Source organism: Pseudomonas sp. B3G-3 (assembly GCF_028640915.1).
GTDB lineage: Bacteria > Pseudomonadota > Gammaproteobacteria > Pseudomonadales > Pseudomonadaceae > Aquipseudomonas > Aquipseudomonas chlororaphis_I.
Map to the genome: position 1 here is coordinate 75,044 of NZ_JAQZAB010000126.1, position 21,871 is coordinate 96,914.

Below are 21,871 nucleotides of genomic sequence, written 5' to 3' on the forward strand. Positions count from 1 at the left end.
TTCAGACCGAATCACCCCTGCCACTTGCCCCCTTCGACAATCACGCTTTCCGGCTGGGTTTCGTCGCTCAGTTCCTTGCGCACGTACTGGTCGTAGAGCTTGAGCAGGTACTTGTCCTCGCCCAGCTTGGCCAGCTCGGCGTTGACCCAGTCACGCAACTCGATATTGCCCTTCTTCACCGCCGGCGCGATTGGTGCCTGTTCCCCCAGGGTCTGCGGCAGTACGCGGTAGCCCGGGTTCTGCTTGGACCAGCTGAACAGGATCAGGTTGTCCTGGGCATAGGCATCGCCGCGGCCGTTGGCCAGGGCTTGCAGGGACTCGGAGTTCTTCTCGAACTTCAGCAGTTTCCAGTCCGGGTGGTTCTTGGTCAGCCAGATATCGGCGGTGGTGCCGGTGGTGACGATGGTGGTGCGGCTCGCCAGGTCATCCAGGTTCTTCACTTCGCTGCCGTCAGGCACCAAAGCCTGCACCGCAACCTTGAGGTTGGGGTTGGTGAACTCCACCGCTTCCTTGCGCTCCGGGGTGACGGTCATGTTGGCCAGGATCAGGTCGACCTTGTCGCTCTGCAGGAACGGAATGCGGCTGGCCGGCTCCACCGCGACGAACTCCACCTTGTTCTCGTCGCCCAGCAGGTCCTTGGCGAATTGCCGGCCGATATCGGTATCGAAGCCCACGTAACGGCCAGTCTCATCGACGAAACCGAACGGCGGCTTGTCGGTGAATACGCCGACGATCAGCTTGTCGCGGGCCTTGATCTTGTCCAGGTAACCGGTCGCCGGGGCAGCGCTGGCGCTGGCTGCAGGCTTGGGCGCCTCGGTGGTTTTATCGCAGCCGGCCAGCAGCGCGAGGCCGAACAGCGGGAGTAGCAGTAGCGAAGACTTGGCAGTTTTCATAAGAGCTCCAGTTCCTTTGTAGGTGCTTTTTTTGGCAATGCTTCAACGAAGGAGAATTTCTCCAGGAACTGCTGCGCTCGTGCGGTCCGCGGGTTCGTAAAGAAGGTCTCGGGAGGGTGCTGTTCGAGGATGCGCCCGGCATCCATGAACACGATGCGGTCGGCCACTGCGCGGGCGAAGGCCATTTCATGGGTAACGATCAGCAGGGTCATGCCGTCCCGGGCCAGGCCCTGGATCACTTGCAGCACTTCCTTGACCATCTCCGGGTCCAGCGCCGCGGTGACCTCGTCGAACAGCATCACCTGCGGGTTCATGCACAACGAACGGACGATGGCGATGCGTTGCTGCTGGCCGCCGGAGAGCTGGCGCGGGAAGGCATCGCGCTTGTCCAGAAGGCCCACCCGTTCCAGCAGCGCCTCGGCCTGGGCGCGGGCTTCGCGACGGTCGCGCTTCTGCACCTTGAGCGGGCCGAGCAGGATGTTGTCGAGCACGCTCATGTGCGGGAACAGGTGATAACTCTGGAACACCATGCCGATGTCCTGGCGCACCTGGCGCCAGTCGGTGGCCTTGTCCAGCAGCTCGCGGCCGGCGAATCTCAGGTGGCCGCCGTGGGCCTTTTCCAGGCCGTTGAGGCAGCGCAGCAAGGTGGACTTGCCGCAGCCGCTGGGACCGAGAATCACCACCACTTCGCCCTGGGCGACCTTGAGGTCGATGTCCTTGAGCACCTGCTGCTCGCCGAAAAACTTGTTGAAACCCTGGAACTCGATCAGTGCGCTCATGCTTGCGTCCAGCGCCGCTCCAGCACACGCGAGGCGGCCGACAGCGGGTAGCAGATAAAGAAGAAAAACAGGAACAGGGCGCCGTAGATCAGCACCGACTCGTAGGTGCGCTCGATGATCTGCTGGCCGACCTTGATCACGTCCACCACGCCGATCAGCACCGCCAGCGAGCTGGTCTTGATGATCCGCGTATAGACGTTGATGGTCGGCGGCGTCATGCGTTTCAGCGCCTGGGGCAGCAGCACGTAGCCGTACAGCTGCGGGTCGGACAGGCCGATCGACAGCCCCGCCTCGCGCTGGCCACGGGGCAGCGAATGCAGGGCGCCACGCACCACCTCGCCGACTTCGCTGGCGCCCCACAGCGACAGCACCAGCACCGCGCAGGTGAAGCTGGGGATGCTGATGCCGAAGAAGATCGGGAAACCGAAGAACAACAGGTACAACCAGACCAGCACCGGGATCGCCCGGAACAACTCCAGGTAGAGGCGCAGCACGGCGTTCAACCATTTGTGGTCGAGGGTCCGCAGCACGCCGTAGAGCACGCCGCCAACGGTGCTGAAGGCGATGCTCAGCAGGGAGATCGACAGGGTCTGCGCGGCGCCCTTGCCCAGCTGTGGCAAGGACACCCAGAGCAGTTCAAGACCCGAACTGGCCATGCTGCAACCTCCTTTCCAGACGGCTGAGCAACAGCGACAGCGGCAAGAACAGCAGCACGCAGATCAGCGTGAGCACGGCGAGCATTTCGTAGGTCTTGTAGTAGAGGGCGATGTAGCTCTTGGTGGTGTAGAGAATCTCCGGCACCGCCACCGCCGAGACCACGGTGGTCTCCTTGAGCAGGAAGATGAAGTTGGCGAACAGCGACGGCAGGCTGAGGATCCCGGCCTGCGGCAGGATCACATGGCGCAACAGCTGCCAGTGCGACAGGCCGATGGAGCGGCCCGACTCCAGCTGGGCCGTCGGCACCGCTTCGACGCCGGCGCGCAGCACCTCGGTGAGGTAGGCGCCGCCGAGAAAGGTCATGGTGATGATCGCCGCCGCGAACCCGGAAATCTTCAGCCCCAGCGCCGGCAGGGCGAAGTAGACGAAGAACAGCTGGATCAGCAGAGGGGTGTTGCGCGCCAGTTCCACGTACAGCCCGATCAGGCGCTGCAGGTAGGGGGTGCGGAACACCAGGATCGTGGCGTTGATCAGGGCCACCAGCAGGGAGGTGGCGATGGCGATCAGGCCGACCTGCAAGGTCACGCCCACGGCCTTGAGGAAGGCCGGCAGCGTACTGAGGATAAAGGCGTAGTCGAGGGTCATGGCAATCCTGGACGCCACTGGGGTACAGCGGCGGTGGTGCAGTCCATTGGGCGGTGGGTAAACCACCCGGCAGGCGTCGACTTTAAAGCTATAAAAAAAATAATTTAAATACCGTTAAAGCATATTGATATCACCCAAAAAACTAACCTGCGGGGTTTGCCATGTGCGTCTGGGCCGGCTACTTTTCCGACGCCGTCAGGGATCTTTCTGATCCTCCTCCATGGAACGGACAACCGGCACCCGACCTCAACGGGCCAGACACACAAGGACGATAAGAACAATGACCGACCTCGATACCCCGCAACCCCTCGATCCGCAGGACATCGTCAAATGGCTGAAGGCCCTGTGCCGGGCCATGAAGCCTTCCTGAGCAAAATCCCTTCATCGTTGATTGCCCGCGATTGCGCTCGTCGATGCGTCTCGTATTGGCCGGCAGGGCGCTATCGCGAGCAAGCTTCGCTCCTACAGAAGACCCGGTGCATATCGCTGTAACGCGGGCAATAAAAAACGCCGACGCTGTAGAAGCCATCGGCGTTTAAACCTTGAAGGGGTTTGTACGACTTAAGCGTAGTTCATCAGAACGCCGGCAGTACTGCGCCGCTGTATTTCTTCTCGATGAATTCCTTCACTTGCGGGCTGGTCAGGGCCTTGGCCAGTTTCTGGATGGCGGCGCTGTCCTTGTTGTCCGGGCGGGACACCAGGAAGTTCACGTACGGCGAATCGGCACCCTCGATCACCAGCGCATCCTTGGCCGGGTTCAGGCCGGCTTCCAGGGCGTAGTTGGTGTTGATCATGTCCAGGTCGACCTGGTCCAGCACGCGCGGCAGCAGGGCCGATTCCAGTTCCTTGAACTTGAAGTTGTGCGGGTTCTTGGCGATGTCTTTCGGGGTCGCCAGGGCGTTCTTCGGGTCCTTGAGTTCGATCAGGCCGGCCTTCTGCAACAGGATCAGGGCCCGGCCGCTGTTGCTGCCTTCGTTCGGAATGGCGATGGTCGCGCCGTCTTTCAGCTCGGCCAGGGTTTTGACTTTCTTCGAGTAGCCGCCGAAAGGTTCGACGTGCACGCCGATCACGGTCACCAGGTTAGTGCCTTTGCCTTCGTTGAAGCTCTTCAGGTACGGCAGGGTCTGGAAGTAGTTGGCGTCCAGACGCTTCTGATCGACCTGCACGTTCGGCTGCACATAATCGGTGAAGATTTTGATTTCCAGGTCCACACCTTCCTTGGCCAGGGTCGGCTTGATCAGCTCGAGGATCTCGGCGTGCGGCACAGGGGTGGCCGCCACTACCAGTTTCTCGCCAGCCTGGGCCAGACCGGCAGTCAGGGCAGCCGCCAGTGCGGTGAACAACAGAACCTTTTTCATGCAGTGTCCTTATGAGTCGTCAGTGACGACGGCTTTTGTAATGAGGGTGCCAGCGAAGTGCTATCTCTGGCGTGGAGCGGACAATACCGGGATTTTTTATGCCTTAACAATATCTTTTATTCACGTTGATATTCCATTTTGTTCATACAGAATCAGACCGCTCTAGCTCGCACCCGGGGCACTTCACAAGCCCCTGTAGCCGCTGCCGCAGGCTGCGAACGAGCGCGCAGCGCTCGCCAGGTTTTCAAGCCGTTTTCAAAGGGATTGCAGAGTCGTATGGGCGGCCGCTACGCAGCCGATCGCAGCCTGCGGCAGCGGCTACAGAAAGCAGGCCGCTGCACGGATCAGAATGGGAGGAGACTTCAGATCACGCCGTGTTGCTTGAGCAGATGCTTCAGCGCCTGCAACTCGGCGGCGGAACCGTCCGCGATCAGGCCCTTCAATTGCTGGTCCACCAACTCCAGCCGCGACAGCTGCGGCGGCAGGTTCAGGTGCTCCGGCAGGATCTCCTCGCCACTACTGACCAGCAGGGCAAAGTGAATGACGTTCTCCAGTTCGCGAGTGTTGCCCGGCCAGCTGTGCTGCTCCAGCACCTGCTGGGCGGCTTCGCTGATCAGCGGCACCGGCAGGTCCAGGCGCTGGCTGTAGATGCCGAGGAAATACTCGGCCAACGACAGGATGTCGCCGACCCGCTCGCGCAGCGCCGGCAGCTCCAGGTGGCCCTCGCCCAGGTAGTGATACAGCCGCTCATGGAACTTGCCCGCCGCCACCGCCTGAGCCAGGTCGATGCTGGTGGCCGCCACCAGGCGCACATCCACCGGGCTCGGCTGATGGGCGCCGACCCGGGTCACCTCATGATTTTCCAGGGCCGAGAGCAGCTTGATCTGGATCGGCAACGGCAAGTCGCCGATCTCGTCCAGGTACAGGGTGCCGCCGTTGGCCGAGCCGAACCAGCCGGCGCGGCTGCTGGCCGAACCGCTGAAGGCACCGCCGGCATAACCGAACAGTTCGGCGTCGGCGTAGGTCGGGCTGATGGCGCCGCAGTTGACCGAGACGAACAGGCCGCTGCGGTCGCTGGCGCGGTGGATATGCCGGGCCAGCAGCTCCTTGCCGCTGCCGGTTTCACCGCGGATCAACACCGAGATCGCCCGCGGCGCCAGCTGTTCCAGCTCCTGGCGCAACTGCCGCGAGCGGGGATCGACGAACACCAGCGCCTTGGCGCGGATGCTCAACGGGCTTTTTTCAGCATCGGGAAAGGTCAGCAGCGGCTGACCGAAAGACTCATGCAGACTCATGGCAGACTCCCGCCCAAATCCGCTGGCAGGCGGGGGCGTTTAACAAAAAGAGAAAATCAGGCGCGGCGCAGGGAATGCTGTTCCATGCGGTTTTGCAGGCGGTAGAGATACGCGAAACCCTGCTCCCAGCGCTGGTGCCCGGACTTGACGTTGATATGCCCGGCACCGGACAGGATCCCCGCCTCGGCGCCCCAGTGGCGGGCCAGTTCCAGGGCACGCGGCGCGCTGATTGCACTGTCGTTGTCGGAGCTGACAATCTGGCTCGGGAACGGCAACAGGTCGCTGGGGATCGGCGCGAAATTGCGCAGCGCCGGCGCGCAGGCCGGACGCTCGACATCCGCCGGCGCCACCAGCAACGCCCCCCGCACCTGGCGCAAGGCACTGACCGGCGCATGGGCGGCCCAGTGCGCGACGGTGATGCAGCCCAGGCTGTGGGCAATCAGGATCACCGGCGTGCTGTCGGCGGCAATCGCCTCGGCCAGCGCCGCGACCCAGTCTTCGCGCCGGGGTGTCAGCCAGTCGGCCTGCTCCACCCGCGCACTGTTCGGCAGGCTGTTCTGCCAGTGGCTTTGCCAATGATCTTCTGGCGATCCTTGCCAGCCCGGCACAATCAGGTAGCGAATTGATTCGTTGCGCATGGGGGAGCTCTCCTGCGTGTCTGTTCCCGATCGAGTATAGGGACGAGAGTTATATTCGTTAAGGAATAAGAAGCTATTTATTAAGACCTATAAAGAATATCAAGAGTCACCTGTACCCAGGCTGTACGAGCCCTAGGCGCCTGGCAGGCAGACCGCGGGGCCTGCATCGCGGGCAATCGAGCGTCGACCGGCTGCTCCTACAAAAGCCGGCGGGCGCCACGAACCTGTAGGAGCGCAGCTTGCTCGCGATGGCGTCCGTCCAGGCCAGCGCCCTGAGCCAAATCGCAGGCAAAAAAAAGGCCGCACCCTGCCAAGGAGACGGCCTGAAAAGTCGTGGCTTACAACACTGGGTCAGCGCGCGGTGATCACCGACAGCTTGGTGATACCGGCCCGCTCGATGGAGGCCATGGCACGGGCCACTTCGCCGTAGTTGACGCCGTCGTCCGCCTGCAACTGCACGCGCACTTCCGGGTCCTTGGCCTTGGCCGCCTGAAGATTGGTTTCCAAAAGATCCGGCTGGATCTCGTCCTTGTTGATAAAGAGTTTGCCGGCGCCGTCGATGCTCACCACCAGCGGGTCCTTCTGCTCCACCGGGGCCACGGCCTCGGTCTTGGGCAGGTTGATCGGAATCGCGTTGGTCAGCAGCGGCGCGGTGACGATGAACACCACCAGCAGTACCAGCATCACGTCCACCAGCGGCGTGACGTTGATCTCGCTCAGCACCTCATCGCTGTCCTGGGTCGAGAAGGCCATGTCAGGACGCCTCCTTCACTTTCTGTGCGCTGCCCTGGGCCGCGGCCTTGTGCGCGGTCGGGTGGATCAGCACGCGGAACGAACTCTTCTGCGCCAGGCTGTAGAAGTCATGGGCGAAGTCATCCAGGTCGGCGGCGGTCAGCTTCAGGCGCCGCAGGAAGTAGTTGTAAACCAGCACCGCCGGTACCGCGACGGCGATCCCCACGCCGGTGGCGACCAGTGCCGCACCGATTGGCCCGGCCACGGTTTCCAGGCTCGCCGAGCCCGCCGCGCTGATGCCTTTCAAGGCTTCCATGATCCCCCACACGGTGCCGAACAGGCCGATGAAGGGCGAGGTGCTGCCGATACTGGCGACCACCGCCAAGCCGGTTTCCAGCGAACGCCGCTCACGGACGATCTGCTGGCGCAGGGCGCGCTCCAGGCGGTCCTGATGATTGATCGCCTGGCTCAGGTCCGCCGCGTGCGCGGTGTCGCCGACCTGGATCGCCGCGTAGCCGGCCTGGGCCACGCGAGCGGCGGCGCCGGGCTGGGTTTCGCTGAGCTCGGCCGCCGAGTCGAGGCTGGAGGCGGCCCAGAACTGCTTGTGGAACTTGCGATCCTGGGCCTTGAGGCGGGCGAACTGCGCGCCCTTGAGCAGGGCCAGGCCCCAGGTGGCCACGGAAAACACCACCAGCAGCCAGATCACCGCGCTTTCGATGGATTCGAGTGGAGATGCCAATAAACTCATGATGTGTCCCTCTGTATAACCCTTGTAAGAGCGAGCGTGCTCGCGATAGCGCCTGGCGCAGGCTCAATGAATCTTGAAATCGATGGGCACGCTGACCCAGCCGTCCTGGGCGACATCACCCTGCTTGGCCGGCACGAAGCTCCAGCGCTTGACTGCCGATAACGCCGCGTCGTCGAGTTGCTGGCGACCGCTGCTTTTCTGAATCTGAATCTCGCCGGGCTTGCCGCTGGCCAGTACATGTACCCGCAACAGCACCGTGCCTTCCCAACCGCGACGCTGGGCCAGCGACGGATATTCCGGCGCCGGGTTCTTCAGGTACGCGGCATTCGCCGAAGCCGGGGTCACGGGCGCCGGGGCCGGTGGCGCGGGCGGTGCCGGAGCGGCGACAGGCGCGGCCGGTTGTGGCGGCGCAGGCTGTTGCTGGACCGGTTTCGGCGCCGGCTTGGGCTCAGGCTTGGGCACCGGTTTCGGCTTGGGCTGCAGTTTGGGTTTGGAAATCGGCTTGGGCGGTGGCGGCTTGACCGCCAGTTCGTCCTCCACCGGCGGTGGTGGCTCCACCACCGGTTGTACCGGCTGCGGTGGCGGCGGCTCGACCACCGGCGGCGCCGGCCGGGAAAACTCGATGGTCATCGGTGGAATTTCCGGCGGCACGATCGGCAATACCGGGGTCGGCTTCTGGCTGATCCAGTAGATCACCGCACCGTGCAACAGCAGGGCAATCACCCCGAGCGCAATCGCCTCGCGTCGCCGCAGCCCGGCCTTGGGTGCCTTCTGCAGACGCAACTGGCCCAACGGCAAGCGGTGCGGCCGGCCGAGGTCGACCAAATCGCCGCTCGGCGCCTGGCGCCACAGCACCTCATGTGCACTGGCGGCGGTCTGGACATTGCCCATTGATTAACTCCCTACAGTCTTTTGCGAATAACCCGACCCGCACCTGCGAACTCCCCCGGAGCAGCGTCGAGGGCTGAATGATTGGCGCCAGACACTTATCTCCGAAAGTAATCTTTAAAGTTATGGATAGATCAAAATCGCATACTTAAAGCCGTCATCTCGCGCCAGGCCGCGCGGATCAAGGGCTGCAGGGAAGGAGTCAAAAAGCCATGCTTTTCGAGCATTGAAAATATTCGCCAAGGGCATTGCATCGCCACGGCAAAACCGGGGTGAAGCGACAGCAGTGGCGAAATAAAAGGGACCGACCGAACGTCGATCAAGGGATCAGGCGCCCCCGGTAAAGCGAATCAAGAGGCGCCTGCTCAAGCGAACCCTGGACAGGGTTGTTCAGACCTTCAGTGCCTGGCTCTCGCACAGCGCCAGCAACTGGCTCTCCAGGGCCTTGCCAGCGCGGCTCAAGCCGCTGCGGCCGTACAGCGCCAGGCACACGCCCTGGATGTCCGGCAAGCCGCTGGCTGCATCGAGCACGCGGTGCCCGGCGGCCACCACCCGCACCGGCAGCAGGCTGATGCCCAAGCCTGCGGCCACCGCCGAGCAGACGCTGGCCAGGCTGGCGCTGGAGTAACCGATGCGCCAGCGCCAACCGCCGACTTCAAGGTGGTGGAGCATTTCATGGCGATACAGCCCACCCACCGGGAAGGCCACCAGCGGCAACGGATCGCGGCCGAAGGCCGGGGTGGCGCGGCTGTCGACCCAGCACAGGGGTTCCGGCCAAGACGCCAGGCAGTCGTCGCTGGCGCCCATCTGCTTGACCAGCAACAGGTCGAATTCGCCGCGTCGATAGAGGCGGGTCAATTCCGGGCCCAGCCCGCTGGTGACCTCCAGGCGCACGCCGGGATGGTCCTGGCCGAAGCGCGACAACAACGGCATCAACCGCTCGGCGGCGAAGTCTTCCGGCACCCCAAGGCGCAGCACGCCTTCGCTCTGCTGGTGCAGCAAGACATCGCTGGCTTCTTCGTTGAGGGCCAGGATGCGCCGCGCATAGCCCAGCAGGCGCTCGCCCTCGGCGGTGGCCACCACCCGGCGCTGGTCGCGATCGAGCAACTGGCAGTCCAGGCTCTCCTCCAGCCGCCGCACCTGCTGGCTGACGGTGGACTGGGTGAGGTGCAGGCGCTCGGCGGCGCGGGTGAAGTTGGCGCAGTCGACGACAGCGACAAAGCTGCGCAGCAGCACAGGATCGAACATGGCAGCACCATTCTCAATGCCACTGATTGGCATGGTTATATTTAATTTCAGAATACATCAGGGCCTGACCATACTCGGCGTTCATTGACTGCGCAGGGAGCCTGACGCCATGCGTTACCTGTCTTGCAAACACGCTGTCCTGGCGATCTGTCTGTTCATGGTGGGGGTGGTGATGGCAAAGGATAACCAGCTGCTCGAAGCAGTCCGCGACGGGCAGTTGCCCAAGGTCCAGGCGCTGCTTCGGCAAGGCGCGGACGTCAATGTGCGCGGCCTGGATGGCAGCAGCCCGTTGCTGCTGGCCACCGCCGCCAACCAGGTCGAGATCGCCCGGGCGCTGATCGAGGCCGGCGCCGACGTCAACCAGAAGAACCTGATCCACGACAGCCCTTACCTGCTGGCCGGCGCCAGCGGACGCAATGCCATCCTGCAACTGACCCTGGCCCACGGCGCCGACCTGAAAAGCACCAACCGCTACGGCGGCACCGCGCTGATCCCGGCCTGCGAGCGCGGGCATGTCGACACCGTGCGCCTGCTGATCGAGGCCGGCGTCGACCTCGACCACGTCAATCGCCTGGGCTGGACCTGCCTGATGGAAGCCATAGTGCTGGCCGATGGCGGCCCGGCACACCAACAGATTGTCGCCCAGCTGATCGCCGCCGGCGCCGACCTGAACCTGCCGGACAACGATGGCCTGAGCCCTCTGCAACAGGCGGAAAAACGCGGCCAGACCACCATCGCCAAACTGCTGCGGGACGCTGGCGCGTCCTGATTTATGCCTTAAGGAGCCCCCATGAAAGACGATCAGGATTACCTGCAACGCGCCGTCGAACTGGCCCGGCAAAACGTCGCGGCCGGCGGCCGGCCGTTTGGCGCGGTGCTGGTGCGCGACGGCCAGGTGCTGGCCGAGACGGTCAATCAGATCCACCTGAGCCAGGACCCCACCGCCCACGCCGAACTGTTGGCCATCCGGGTCGCCAGCCAGCGGCTCGGCCCGCGCCTGGACGGCTGCGTGATCTATGCCAGCGGCCAGCCCTGCCCCATGTGTTTGAGCGCCATGTACCTGTGCGGTGTGGCGCGCGCGGTGTTCGCCGCGGACAACGCCAGCGCCGCGCCCTTCGGCCTGTCCACGGCAGCGATCTACGAACAACTGGCCCAGCCCCTGGCGGCCCAACGCTTGCCGGTGCAACACCTGCCACAAGCGGCGATGAACCAGATCTACCGCGACTGGCAGGTCCGCCATGCCGCTCGCTGAGTCGCGCCTGCGCCGCCTCGGCGGCTGGGCCCTGCTGATCGCCCTGGGGCTCAACCTGCGGCCGATCATCAGTTCCATCAGCCCGCTGCTGATGGAGATTCGTGGCGCCACCGGCATGAGCTTCCAGAGCAGTGCCTGGCTCACCAGCCTGCCGGTGGTCTGCATGGGCCTGGTGGCCTTGCTCGGGGTGCGCCTGGAAGCCCGCCTGGGAGAACGGCGTGGCGTCGCCCTCGGCCTGTTGATGATCCTCTGCGCCTGCCTGGCGCGCTTGCTCTGCGACCAGGCCGGCGCGCTGCTCGCCACCGCCCTGCTCGGCGGTGCCGGCGTGGCCTTGATCCAGGCGCTGGTGCCGGCGCTGATCAAGCGCCAGTTCCAGCAGCGGGTGGCCTTGGCCATGGGCATCTATTCGGCTTCGCTGATGGGCGGTGGCGGCCTCGCGGCGCTGCTCAGCCCGCATGTCGCCACGCACTTCGCCCATTGGCAGGCCGGGCTCGGCGTGTGGCTGCTGCCGGCGCTGGCGGCCCTGCTGTTGTGGTGGCTGCTGCCGTTCGCCGGGCCGGGGCAGCGCCTCAACGCCCCCTCCATCAGCCTGTGGCGCAACCGCCGGGCCTGGTTGCTGGCGCTGTACTTCGGCCTGATCAACTGCGGCTACATGAGCATGGTCGCCTGGCTGCCGGCCTATTACCTGCAGTTGGGCTGGAGCGCGACCCAGAGCGGTTCGCTGCTGGCGTTCATGACCATCTTCCAGGTCATTGCCGCGCTGTTGATGCCCGCCCTGGCGCAGCGCCAGAACGACCGCCGACCATTGCTCGCCATCAGCCTGAGCGCCCAGGCCCTGGGCTTCGGCGGCCTGCTGTTGTGGCCGCTGCAGGCCCCGCAGCTGTGGGTGGCGTTGATCGGCTTCGGCCTCGGCGCCTGCTTCGCCCTGAGCCTGATCCTCACCCTCGACCACCGTCGCGACCCACGGGAAGCCGGGCAACTGGCGGCCTTCGTGCAAGGGGTAGGGTTCCTGATCAACGCCGTGTCGCCGTGGCTGACCGGCTGGCTGCGGGAACTCACCGGCAGCTTTGTCAGCGCCTGGTGGGTACTGATCCTGACCGTGCTGGGCATGCTGGTGCTGACCCGGGTATTCAGCCCCTCCAGCTACCGCGAGTCGCAGTCGACAAACGTGGCGCCACAAGCGATACCCACGGGAAGCCCCTCGACCTCTGCCTGACAAGGCCCATGGCCATCATGCGCAACTTCTTGCGCACCTGGCTGTGGATAACTCTGTGAGTAGATACTCAAAGGTCTGATAGAACGTGGCTCATAGCCGAGTGCGCAACTTCTTGCACAGCACTGCGCAAGAAGTTGCGCACTTTCAGCGGCTTTCGCCCGGGAAATACTTTCACCGATCTCAAAAATCACCTGAAGCCCTTGATCCATAAGGCACTTCCCGCTCCTGGCACGCTCCTTGATATCTACCTCGGCACCCAACCGGGCGATTCGTCCCACCGGGCACCTTTATTTTTTAGCAAGGAGAGCATCCATGGCTACACCAGCGTATATGTCCATCACCGGCACCAAACAAGGCCTGATCACCGCCGGTGCCTTCACCGCTGACTCCGTTGGCAACACCTACCAGGAAGGCCACGAAGACCAGGTCATGGTTCAGGGCTTCCAGCACGAAGTGATCATCCCGCGTGACCCGCAGTCCGGCCAGCCAACCGGCCAGCGCGTTCACAAACCTGTGGTCATCACCAAGGTATTCGACAAGGCTTCGCCACTGCTGCTGGCTGCCCTGACCTCCGGTGAGCGCCTGACCAAGATCGAAATCCAGTGGTACCGCACCTCCGCTGCCGGCACCCAGGAGCACTACTACACCACCACCCTGGAAGACGCGATCATCGTCGACATCAAAGACTACATGCACAACTGCCAGGACCCATCGAACTCGCACTTCACCCACCTGGAAGACGTGCACTTCACCTACCGCAAAATCACCTGGACCCACGAAGTCTCCGGTACTTCCGGTTCCGACGACTGGCGTTCCCCGGTCGCGGGCTAAGTCCGGCCGACCGTTACACCAACATCGGCCAGCTCTGCTGGTCGATGTTGTTTACGCCATAAGGGATTTCTTGCGTTCGTCGGCGCCCGGCCCCGGGCTCGACCCACGCGGCAGTACTGCACGAGGAACAAGGGATGTTCGCGCCGGCCAATCAGACTCACTTCAGCCTGACCATCGAGGGGCTTTCGAACGACCTCCAGGTCCTGTCCTTCACCGGACGGGAAGCCATCAGCCAGCCCTTTGCCTTCGAGGTCGAGCTGGTCAGCGCCCAGGCCACCCTGGACCTGGAAAGCCTGCTGCACAAACCGGCCTTCCTGCAGTTGGCGCAGAACGGCACCGGCATCCATGGGCAGATCTACCGCGTCGCCCAGGGCGATTCCGGCAAGCGCCTGACCCGCTATTCGGTGACCGTGCGCCCGCACCTGGCCTACCTCGCGCACCGCATCAACCAACGCATCTTCCAGAACCTCACGGTGCCGAAAATCATCGGCCAGGTCCTCGAAGAACATGGCATCCAAAGCAATGCCTACCAGTTCCAGCTGGGTTCGATCTATCCCGAGCGCAACTACTGCGTGCAGTACGACGAATCGGACCTGCATTTCATCCAGCGCCTGTGCGAGGAAGAAGGTATCCACTACCACTTCCAGCACAGCGCCGACAGCCACAAGATCGTCTTCGGCGATGACCAGACGGTGTTCCCGAAACTGGCACCAGTGGCCTATCAGCAAGACTCCGGCATGGTCGCCAACGACCCGGTGATCAAGCGTTTCGACCTGCGCCTGGAGGCCCGCACCAGCCGCACCACCCGCCGCGACTACGACTTCGAGAAACCGCGCCTGACCCTGGAGAGCGACGCCAAGAGCGAGTTCAAGCCGGACCTCGAGGATTACGACTACCCCGGCCGTTTCGTCGATCGCGAACGCGGCAAGCACCTGGCCAAGCGTGCCCTGGAACGCCACCGCAGCGACTACCGGCTGGCCGAGGGCAAAAGCGATCAGCCGCTGCTGGTCAGCGGGCATTTCCTGGCCCTGAGCGAGCACCCGAAAGCGCAATGGAACGACCTCTGGCTGCTCACCGAGATCGTCCACGAAGGCAAGCAGCCGCAGGTGCTGGAAGAGTCGGTGACCAGCGACACCACAGCCTTGAAGGACGACTTCCACCAGGGCTATCGCAACCGCTTCCAGGCCACGCCCTGGGACGTGCCCAACCGGCCGCCGCTGCTGCATCCCAAGCCGCGCATCCTCGGCAGCCAGAGCGCGGTGGTCACCGGGCCCAAGGGCGAAGAAATCCACTGCGACCAGTACGGTCGGGTCAAGGTGCAGTTCCACTGGGACCGCGAAGGCCAGTCGGACGACAAGACCAGCTGCTGGCTGCGCGTGTCCTCGGCCTGGGCCGGGGCGCAGTACGGCGGCATCGCCATCCCGCGGATCGGCATGGAAGTGCTGGTGACCTTCCTTGAGGGCGACCCCGACCAGCCCTTGATCAGCGGCTGCCTGTACCACAAGGAAAACGTCGTCCCCTACGAGTTGCCGGCGAACAAGACCCGCAGCACCTTCAAGACCCTCAGTTCCCCGGGTGGCGGCGGCTACAACGAGCTGCGCATCGAGGATAAGAAGGGCCAGGAACAGATCTTCCTGCACGCCCAGCGCGACTGGGACGAGAACGTCGAACACGACCAGAAGATCCGCGTCGGCAACGAACGCCACGACACGGTCGAGGCCAACAGCTACAGCGAGTTCAAGGCCGAGGAACACCACACCGTGCACGCCGACCGCAAGGTCGAAGCCCGCGCCAGTGACCACCTCACCGTCGGCGCCAACCAGCACATCAAGATCGGCACCGGGCAGTTCATCGAAGCTGGCCAGGAGATCCACCTCAATGCCGGGGTGAAGGTCGTGATGGAAGCCGGCAGCGAGCTGACCCTCAAGGGTGGCGGCAGCTTTATCAAGCTCGACGCCGGCGGCGTGACCATCAGCGGCCCGCAGGTCAAGGTCAACTCCGGCGGCGGCCCGGGCAGCGGCAGCGGAGCAGCACCGCTGCTGCCTGGAGCATTGCAGCAGGCAGATACGGATAAGGCCGGGCAATTGCTGATATCAGCGCAACGGCAGGCGTTGATGCAGAAGAAACCGATTTGTGCGATTTGCGAAGCCGCCAAACTGGCCGCACAGAAGGGCGAGAAATAACATGATCGAATTCCCTCCGCTTCCGATTGATCTACCGTGGAACCTACCCACCTATCTGCTGCTGGACGGTGTCAGCGTTCCCAATCTGGCCAAACACCTGCACAAATGGGATAACCCGGCCTACAACCTTTACCAGACCACGCGCTGGCAGGATCTTTCGGACATCTCACCCTATTTGATCGCTCTGAAAGGCGCAAACGATCCACTTCTGTCGTACTTCCGGGAACATGCGGCCCAAGAATGGGGCTATCTGTTATTCAGTAATGCCAATGTTCAGACGCTATGGGACCACTGGCGCCATCTGCTCACCGTGAAACACCCAAGTGACGTGGAGGTCATGCCACGAATTGCCGACCCAGCGGTAATGCATCAACTGTTCGGCCTTGCGGAACAAGCCAGTAGTGCCCGCTGGTTTGGCCCGTTTGCGCACGTTTGCCTACCTGATGGGGTGGAAACCACTTGGTGGCAACACAAGCGTCCCGATCCGGCCATTGCTGAACCAGAGACCTATCGACTGAGCGACCAGGAACTCACAGCCCTGGGGGAAGTCGAGTTTCGCAACTTCGTCTCCAGTTTGAGCGAGCACTTGCAAACATACTTCCCGGATTTCATGGCGACTTTTGCGGAGCCCGAACGTCGTCGGTATGCACAGAAGGTCGCGGATGATGCCTATCAGCAGGGCTTTGCCTCTGAACAGGAAATCACTCTCTACGCGAATGTTTTCGGCTATCTGGCCGGGCAACCTGTGACGGAGCACCCCGACATCCTTCAACTGCTGACGTTATCGACGCCGGACACTCCATTGAAGCGTGTGGAACGCGCCGCCGAACTGGCAGAAAGCCGTGCCGCTGATCGACAAGGAAGCCTACTGTGACTGCTCAACAACCGCCAAAAACCAGCGCAAACACCGCAGCCATGGCTAAAAGCGCCAAGGGTACCCGCGTCCCCATGGGGACGTGTCAACTGATGAACAAGAAAGTGCAGTTGCTGCCGCTGCGTTATGGACTGGTCCAGCACCTCGATCCGGCTTCAGAACTGCCCATGCCGTTCAAAACAAAGAGCCAGCCATTGGGTATCCGATTGCTGCGCGATGGCTACCTGTACATCGTCAACGGCACCACCGGTTACCTGCACGAATACCGCGTCGAAAAAGGCCAGATCACCAAACTGCTGTGGAACAGCCAGGAGGTGTCGGGCGACACGCGAACCAGCTCGGTCGGCGAGCCACATCTGGTGTTCACCCGCAAGCACACCTTGTACGCCAGTTACTCGGAAATTCAGTGGACGGCCTTCAAGTGCTCGCAAGTGCTCATGTCCAAGGATGAGCGCAAACGCTTGATGCAACTGGTCGAACTGGCGAGTGTCTGCCCGGAAAAGGGCGGCGAGAATTTGTTGAGCAAACAGCAGGCGGAAAATTGGCTGGCCGAAGTAGCGGAAAACGCTTCAAAACCGGACTCAGAGGGCGTCACCAATCTGCCGCCGTCCAAAGCCTTGCCCGAGGGAGCCAATCCCGAAGAGGAAAAGGCATATCACTGGGAAGATAAGCCGCTATTTCAAGATACCGCGATTGAAACTCTGACCAGCAAAGTGCAGGGTCCGTACAAGGATGATTACCTGTTTCTAGTGCTGCGCGACGATATTGGCGTCATGCGCGATCTGGCCAGTGCCCAGCTGAAAGTGGCTGACTGGATCGAGCAATGGAGTGCGGATGATAAGTGCCAGGCCCAGTACCTGACTGGTTCCTATGTCCAGTCTTTGTATGACGTCAACGGACCACGGCTCGACGCCCTGAGTAAAACGGACCCGGATGTACAGGCGTTGAAAGACGACACCAACGAAGAGCAGCAGGCGAAAATTTATGAGTATCTGAAGGTTCGGCGGGATGTTTTTGACCCGGGGATCTATGGCGACGAGGCACATTGGCGGAAAATGGCCGAGACGGATCCCTATGCCCGAGCCTATATGGACATGACGGATTCGTTGGGCGATCCGCTCTACCGTAAACACCAAGGCACTTTGAATAAACTGAGCCTGCAAAGCTGGTACGCATTGCATGGCAAGGATCTTGGTCAGCGCGGTGTCGACGACTTGGTCAACCGGCCGGTGATGGAGGCGTTCCTCGTCAAGCAGCAAATGCTGCTGAGTCATTGGCACAGTCGCCTGCAAAACATCCGCGAAGACCGCGTCAATATGTTTACCGGTGGCCTCTTTCACCGTGCCGCCTGGTATTACGACTTCAAGCTCGATGCGCAAATCAAACATCGCCTGGAAACCGAATTTGTCTGCGTGGCGGCCATGTGTGCGGATCAAAAAGCAGTTGAAAAACTGGCTGCGTACATGGAAGCCAACCTGCTGACTGTGGTGCCTGGGCTTGATACTTTGACCCTGGCGGCACAAATCGACGTCGCGAAGAAACTGGCCGACCTGAGCAGCTTCACGATCAATGTGATCTCAGCCAAAGAAAACCTTGCCAACGTCAACGTGCTGACCAACCAGTTCCACAGCCTGATGACCGAACGCTTGCCGAACTACGCCAAGCTGAACACTCAGTTCATGGGCTTGCAAAGCATGCTGGACGAGGCCTACAACCCAGCACGTCAGTTGAAGGTGGCCGACCAGTTGGACAGGGCACACCAAGCCTTCACCCGCGCGCAAAACATTGACCCCAACAGTTACATCCGCAATATCGGAGCTCCCGCGCGCCTGCAACTGCTTCGCGAATTCTCCCGCCAGGGGCTGACCTTGCGTGCGGCTTCAGCCTCAGAAATTGCGGCGTTCAACCAGACCCGAGACCAGTCGCTAAACTTGCGCAGCCAGTTGAAGGAAACCTACAAGCTGCGCAATCGGGAATTGATGCGGCAAGCTACAGGCTCTTCAGCACCGGGGAGCGAAGCGCTCCATAACCAACGTATTACCCAGCTGAAAAACGCATTGGTACCGCTAGAAGACAAGCTCAGCGATGCCTTGACTGTCGGAGGGGACAGCCCGGCGAAAATTGGCACGGTGATCGATGGTCTGGACCCACAGCTGCGTGCGGAGATGGGCAAAACCGTGCGTGATTTCCGGGCTACGGGGACGTTTAACAAGCCGCTGGCGGGGGCCCTGAAATCGAAGGGGGACGGGATCGCATTTGCGTTGTTTGTGATTCAGGGGCAGAAGTTTATTGAGGCGATGAGTTCCATTGTTCACAAGAGCACAACGACACTATCTGACAAGCTGACAGTCCTTGAATCCTTTGTGGGGATGTCGGCTGCGGGCTTCGCTTCGATTCAGGGACTATCGGTCACTATATTCCAAGCTCATATCGAGCAAATGGAAAGTGCTGCCGGAAGACTGAATACCATGAGCCGTCTAGGGCGCTGGAGTGGTATTGCAGGACTTGGGGCATTTGGGTTTGGAGGTGTAGCAGCGTTAATTGACCTAGGCAAACACTCTCTCCAATGGGGAAAAGCTTTGGCCGAGGGCGATTACAAAGGATTGGGAGCCACGACTCTACAAATAAGTGGCGACGCAACACTGGTCGGCACTAATACCTGGGCAGCCAAGCACACCGGCTCTATCGTCAAGAACATCATGAAGACATCGACCGAGCTGCGGGCCCTGGCATGGGCCGAGGCCAGCCCACGACTTTTGGCCATCGGGGCACGCGCCAACCTGATAGGCTTGATCGCCACCGCCCTGCAACTGGTGGGTGAAGGTCTTTACAACTATTTCAATCTGGACGATTTACAAAAATGGATGGAGAGCAGCGTCTGGGGGAACAAGACCAGGAATCGCAGTGTACAGGATGAGTGGAATGAACTGGCGAAAGTCGTGCAGAAACCGACTTGTGAACTGATCCACGATGACAAGAAAAAAACCTATCTGAAACTGATACTGCCCGGTATCAGTACACAGGAAATGGACAGCCGTAAATTGCAGCTACAGGCATATCAAAAAGACCGGGATAAGCCCATTTCTCAAGCTTACAGCCCTGGCTTGCCCCCTCTGCGCTGGAGGGAATGCACTGCCACTTGGGCGACGCGTTTCATTGTCGTCAGCAAAGGCAAGGAAGCACTGACGCTCCACTTGCCGATCAGTGACTCTTTGCTAACCCCAGGTTTCGCGTTGGCTTTCAATATCGCCTATCAACTGGAAGCTGAACGCGATGTAATCCACCAAACCTGTTTTTTCCTGCGTGATCTGCACATCATCGATTCCTATGGTGTACGCATTAAAACGCAAGGCACCTATAAACTCGAGCCAGTTGACTCCTTGCCCGTCGGTACAGGCAAGTCATCGTTCAGACTTTTCAAAAAAGATGATTTGGCGACTGTCGATGTTTAGAAATCTGTTCAACCGTAAAAACAAAACTGCAGCCACTGAACCTGCACCAGACATCCGCAGCCAGCGCCCATCTGCTGGGGAGATCCGTGCCAAGGGGTTGAACGAGACACTGTTCCTCTCGCCTCTGCCGGTTTACACAGGACAGGCACAAGCATCGCGCCGTAACTTTTCGGAGATGAACGATACTTTTCTGGAACTGGGTGGAAATAATTGGGGGATGGTTGAACAAGGAAAAATATTGGCCGCGGCAATCTGGATGGTTTTGGGTACAGCATTCATTGCGCCTGTTCTTATTTGTATCTGGCTAACCGTTTATAGCCCTCCCGGGATTGATCGAAATTTTTTCGATATTATTGGGGGCTTTTTGCAGGTGTTCGCTGCTGGGTCACTTCTCTTCATCCTTCCATTTGGCGCCTACGTTTACGGAATGCTATCCAGCGTCTACGCCGCTGCAAAAAACTACCCCGTCCGCTTCAACCGGCAACGCCGCGAAGTCTGTTACGTCGACAGCAAAACCCATCGCGTCCTGATTGTCCCCTGGGAAAGTGTCGTCGCCTGGGTTGCCAACACTCAAGGCGTCACCAGCTATGGCGCCACACGCCAGTACACCTTTGGCATGGGCCTGGAAGATGAAGAGCAGGACAAGGTGCAGTTTGTGCTGCTGCCACAACCCAGCGATGCACACGCACTGGGGATGTGGACGTCGATCCGCAACTACATGGAAGACGGACAGTTAGTGGATACGCCGAACCCGATGCTCAAGGCGTTGGGGTTGATTCCGACCGGGGATAGGTTGAAACCCTACGAAGGACTGCACACCTTTGAAATAGAACGCGAAGACGCTCGCGCCATGGGTTCTCTGGACGATGGCGGAGAAGACTTGACTCCGGAACAGCGAGAGCATTATGGCTACTCCAAGCGATCCCCATGGCCGCTACGGCGCTGGTACATCTGGCGCGTGCTGAGCTTCTGGAAGATGCCTTATCTGCTGGCTGAATGGAGTCACCGCAAGGGGCGCCCTACCCTGCCGGAACAAGTGCAAACCTGGTCACAACCATTACCACCAGAGCAGTGGGCAAAACCAAGCACTGCCTTGGTAAAAGCCAATCAAATAGTTAAAACCGCCATGGACAAGAAAGGCGCGACTTTTGTCGAAGCGTGTAAAACTGCGGGGTTGCATTGATTGAGCATCAATGAATAGGCTCGGCGGCTAGCTGCAAGCTGCACTACAAGCTCGGCCAGCAAAAGTACGGCCAGCACCACAACCCCTACCGCTGCGAGTATGCCAACGGCAACCTTGCCCGCATCGACGACAGCGATGCGGTTCAAGTAAAAACCCTTCACTGAGAGTGACGAAAATACTATCGCCCCCGCATTCTCCCTCATTTGTTTATTCCCGCTGTCATCCGTCTAATCCCTATCCCATCCACCGCTGCACAACGAAGATCCCATGACTCGATACATGCTTTACCCGCTGTTCCTGCTTTCCATTCTGTTGACTGGCTGCGCCACCAAGCTCGACGTAGCGCTCAATGGCACGCCGGATCCGGACTATCCATTTGATCGGCAGGCGCCGGTGTTGGTGACGGTTACGACGGGGAATGATGAGAGTTCGCTGAATGCCCGCTATTACCTGCGCGACATGGTCAATGCCATGAAGGACCAAGGGTTCCGGGAGGTGTTCACCGAGGCGACGCTGCCGAAGAAACATGCGCCGATCAAGATGACGGTGACGCTGGATATCGAGAGCAAGCGGGTGACTTATCGCTATACCGCCACTGAGTATGGGCAGGTCCCGACCAGCACCTCCACGGTGTGCAAGGATGGCAAGAAAAAGGACAAGCTGGTCTGCACCAGTACGCCCAACACCAGTTATGGCCCGGTGGGCACTTCGGAGCGGACCGGCTACGCCAGGCTGACCACCTTTACCGTGACGGCCAGGGACGAGGCCAGCAGGCGTGCGGTCTATCTGCTACGGGTGTCGTCGCAGAACGACGATTGCCAGGACGCCAAGGTCGAGGCCTTTGTCGTTGAGCAGGGTTTGCAGAACCTGGATTTCCGCGACCGTGTACAGCGCAATTACACGGTGACCATGCCTGATGGTTACAGCTGCAAATAAGCCGTCTGCTCGCGATGCGGACGCCGTGGTGGGTCAGGGCGGACGCTATCGCGGGCAAGCCTC

20 protein-coding genes are annotated in these 21,871 nt (G+C 61.1%); 9 read left to right on the plus strand and 11 right to left on the minus strand.

What is annotated here, in order from left to right; all coding sequences use genetic code 11:
• Positions 1-11: 11 nt before the first annotated feature.
• The 11 genes from PVZ80_RS27155 to PVZ80_RS27205 all read right to left on the minus strand — a co-directional run bounded on the left by PVZ80_RS27155 (position 12) and on the right by PVZ80_RS27205 (position 9,881).
• A complete protein-coding gene (locus tag PVZ80_RS27155) occupies positions 12-893 on the minus strand; it encodes a transporter substrate-binding domain-containing protein (RefSeq protein ID WP_273864820.1) in 882 nt (293 codons plus the stop codon).
• Positions 890-1,672: an amino acid ABC transporter ATP-binding protein gene (locus PVZ80_RS27160; protein WP_009046426.1), complete on the minus strand. Its 783-nt coding sequence runs from the start codon at positions 1,670-1,672 to the stop codon at positions 890-892. Before PVZ80_RS27160 ends, PVZ80_RS27155 begins: the two co-directional genes overlap by 4 nt.
• Positions 1,669-2,328, minus strand: a complete 660-nt coding sequence (locus tag PVZ80_RS27165) for an amino acid ABC transporter permease (RefSeq protein ID WP_038630355.1) — start codon at positions 2,326-2,328, stop codon at positions 1,669-1,671. Before PVZ80_RS27165 ends, PVZ80_RS27160 begins: the two co-directional genes overlap by 4 nt.
• On the minus strand, positions 2,309-2,974 hold the full coding sequence (locus tag PVZ80_RS27170; protein ID WP_009046424.1) for an amino acid ABC transporter permease: 666 nt from the start codon (positions 2,972-2,974) through the stop codon (positions 2,309-2,311). Before PVZ80_RS27170 ends, PVZ80_RS27165 begins: the two co-directional genes overlap by 20 nt.
• Positions 2,975-3,549: 575 nt before the next feature.
• Positions 3,550-4,332, minus strand: a complete 783-nt coding sequence (locus PVZ80_RS27175; RefSeq protein WP_009046423.1) for a MetQ/NlpA family ABC transporter substrate-binding protein — start codon at positions 4,330-4,332, stop codon at positions 3,550-3,552.
• Between the two features lie 362 nt (positions 4,333-4,694).
• Positions 4,695-5,627, minus strand: a complete 933-nt coding sequence (locus PVZ80_RS27180) for a sigma 54-interacting transcriptional regulator (protein WP_016702536.1) — start codon at positions 5,625-5,627, stop codon at positions 4,695-4,697.
• 56 nt (positions 5,628-5,683) lie between these two features.
• Positions 5,684-6,265, minus strand: a complete 582-nt coding sequence (locus PVZ80_RS27185) for an alpha/beta hydrolase (RefSeq protein WP_009046421.1) — start codon at positions 6,263-6,265, stop codon at positions 5,684-5,686.
• Between the two features lie 351 nt (positions 6,266-6,616).
• Positions 6,617-7,018 carry an ExbD/TolR family protein gene (locus PVZ80_RS27190; protein ID WP_009041659.1) on the minus strand — a complete coding sequence of 134 codons (402 nt, stop codon included), beginning with the start codon at positions 7,016-7,018 and terminating at the stop codon, positions 6,617-6,619.
• A 1-nt stretch (position 7,019) separates the two neighbouring features.
• Positions 7,020-7,745: a MotA/TolQ/ExbB proton channel family protein gene (locus PVZ80_RS27195; protein WP_009046420.1), complete on the minus strand. Its 726-nt coding sequence runs from the start codon at positions 7,743-7,745 to the stop codon at positions 7,020-7,022.
• A gap of 63 nt (positions 7,746-7,808) precedes the next feature.
• A complete protein-coding gene (locus PVZ80_RS27200; protein WP_273864821.1) occupies positions 7,809-8,636 on the minus strand; it encodes an energy transducer TonB in 828 nt (275 codons plus the stop codon).
• 387 nt (positions 8,637-9,023) lie between these two features.
• Entirely contained in the window at positions 9,024-9,881 is an 858-nt protein-coding gene (locus PVZ80_RS27205; protein ID WP_009046418.1) for a LysR family transcriptional regulator, read from the minus strand.
• Positions 9,882-9,990: 109 nt separating this feature from the next.
• Here PVZ80_RS27205 and PVZ80_RS27210 point away from each other — a divergent pair, with 109 nt between their 5' ends.
• From PVZ80_RS27210 to PVZ80_RS27250, 9 genes are all read left to right on the plus strand, one after another.
• Positions 9,991-10,650 carry an ankyrin repeat domain-containing protein gene (locus PVZ80_RS27210; RefSeq protein WP_273864822.1) on the plus strand — a complete coding sequence of 220 codons (660 nt, stop codon included), beginning with the start codon at positions 9,991-9,993 and terminating at the stop codon, positions 10,648-10,650.
• Between the two features lie 21 nt (positions 10,651-10,671).
• On the plus strand, positions 10,672-11,133 hold the full coding sequence (locus PVZ80_RS27215) for a nucleoside deaminase (protein WP_009046416.1): 462 nt from the start codon (positions 10,672-10,674) through the stop codon (positions 11,131-11,133).
• Positions 11,120-12,349, plus strand: coding sequence for a CynX/NimT family MFS transporter (locus PVZ80_RS27220; RefSeq protein ID WP_273864823.1), 1,230 nt, complete (start codon positions 11,120-11,122; stop codon positions 12,347-12,349). Before PVZ80_RS27215 ends, PVZ80_RS27220 begins: the two co-directional genes overlap by 14 nt.
• Before the next feature lie 312 nt (positions 12,350-12,661).
• Complete coding sequence (locus PVZ80_RS27225; RefSeq protein ID WP_007925756.1) at positions 12,662-13,180, plus strand: Hcp family type VI secretion system effector; 519 nt, start codon at positions 12,662-12,664, stop codon at positions 13,178-13,180.
• A 134-nt stretch (positions 13,181-13,314) separates the two neighbouring features.
• Positions 13,315-15,363, plus strand: coding sequence for a type VI secretion system Vgr family protein (gene tssI, locus PVZ80_RS27230; protein WP_038583057.1), 2,049 nt, complete (start codon positions 13,315-13,317; stop codon positions 15,361-15,363).
• A gap of 1 nt (position 15,364) precedes the next feature.
• Positions 15,365-16,237: a DUF4123 domain-containing protein gene (locus tag PVZ80_RS27235; protein ID WP_041985342.1), complete on the plus strand. Its 873-nt coding sequence runs from the start codon at positions 15,365-15,367 to the stop codon at positions 16,235-16,237.
• Complete coding sequence (locus PVZ80_RS27240; RefSeq protein WP_273864824.1) at positions 16,234-19,689, plus strand: toxin VasX; 3,456 nt, start codon at positions 16,234-16,236, stop codon at positions 19,687-19,689. Before PVZ80_RS27235 ends, PVZ80_RS27240 begins: the two co-directional genes overlap by 4 nt.
• Positions 19,682-20,872, plus strand: a complete 1,191-nt coding sequence (locus PVZ80_RS27245) for a DUF6708 domain-containing protein (RefSeq protein ID WP_273864825.1) — start codon at positions 19,682-19,684, stop codon at positions 20,870-20,872. The genes PVZ80_RS27240 and PVZ80_RS27245 overlap by 8 nt, the downstream gene beginning before the upstream one ends.
• Positions 20,873-21,139: 267 nt before the next feature.
• On the plus strand, positions 21,140-21,808 hold the full coding sequence (locus PVZ80_RS27250) for a hypothetical protein (protein ID WP_028683875.1): 669 nt from the start codon (positions 21,140-21,142) through the stop codon (positions 21,806-21,808).
• The last annotated feature ends 63 nt before the right edge of the window (positions 21,809-21,871 follow it).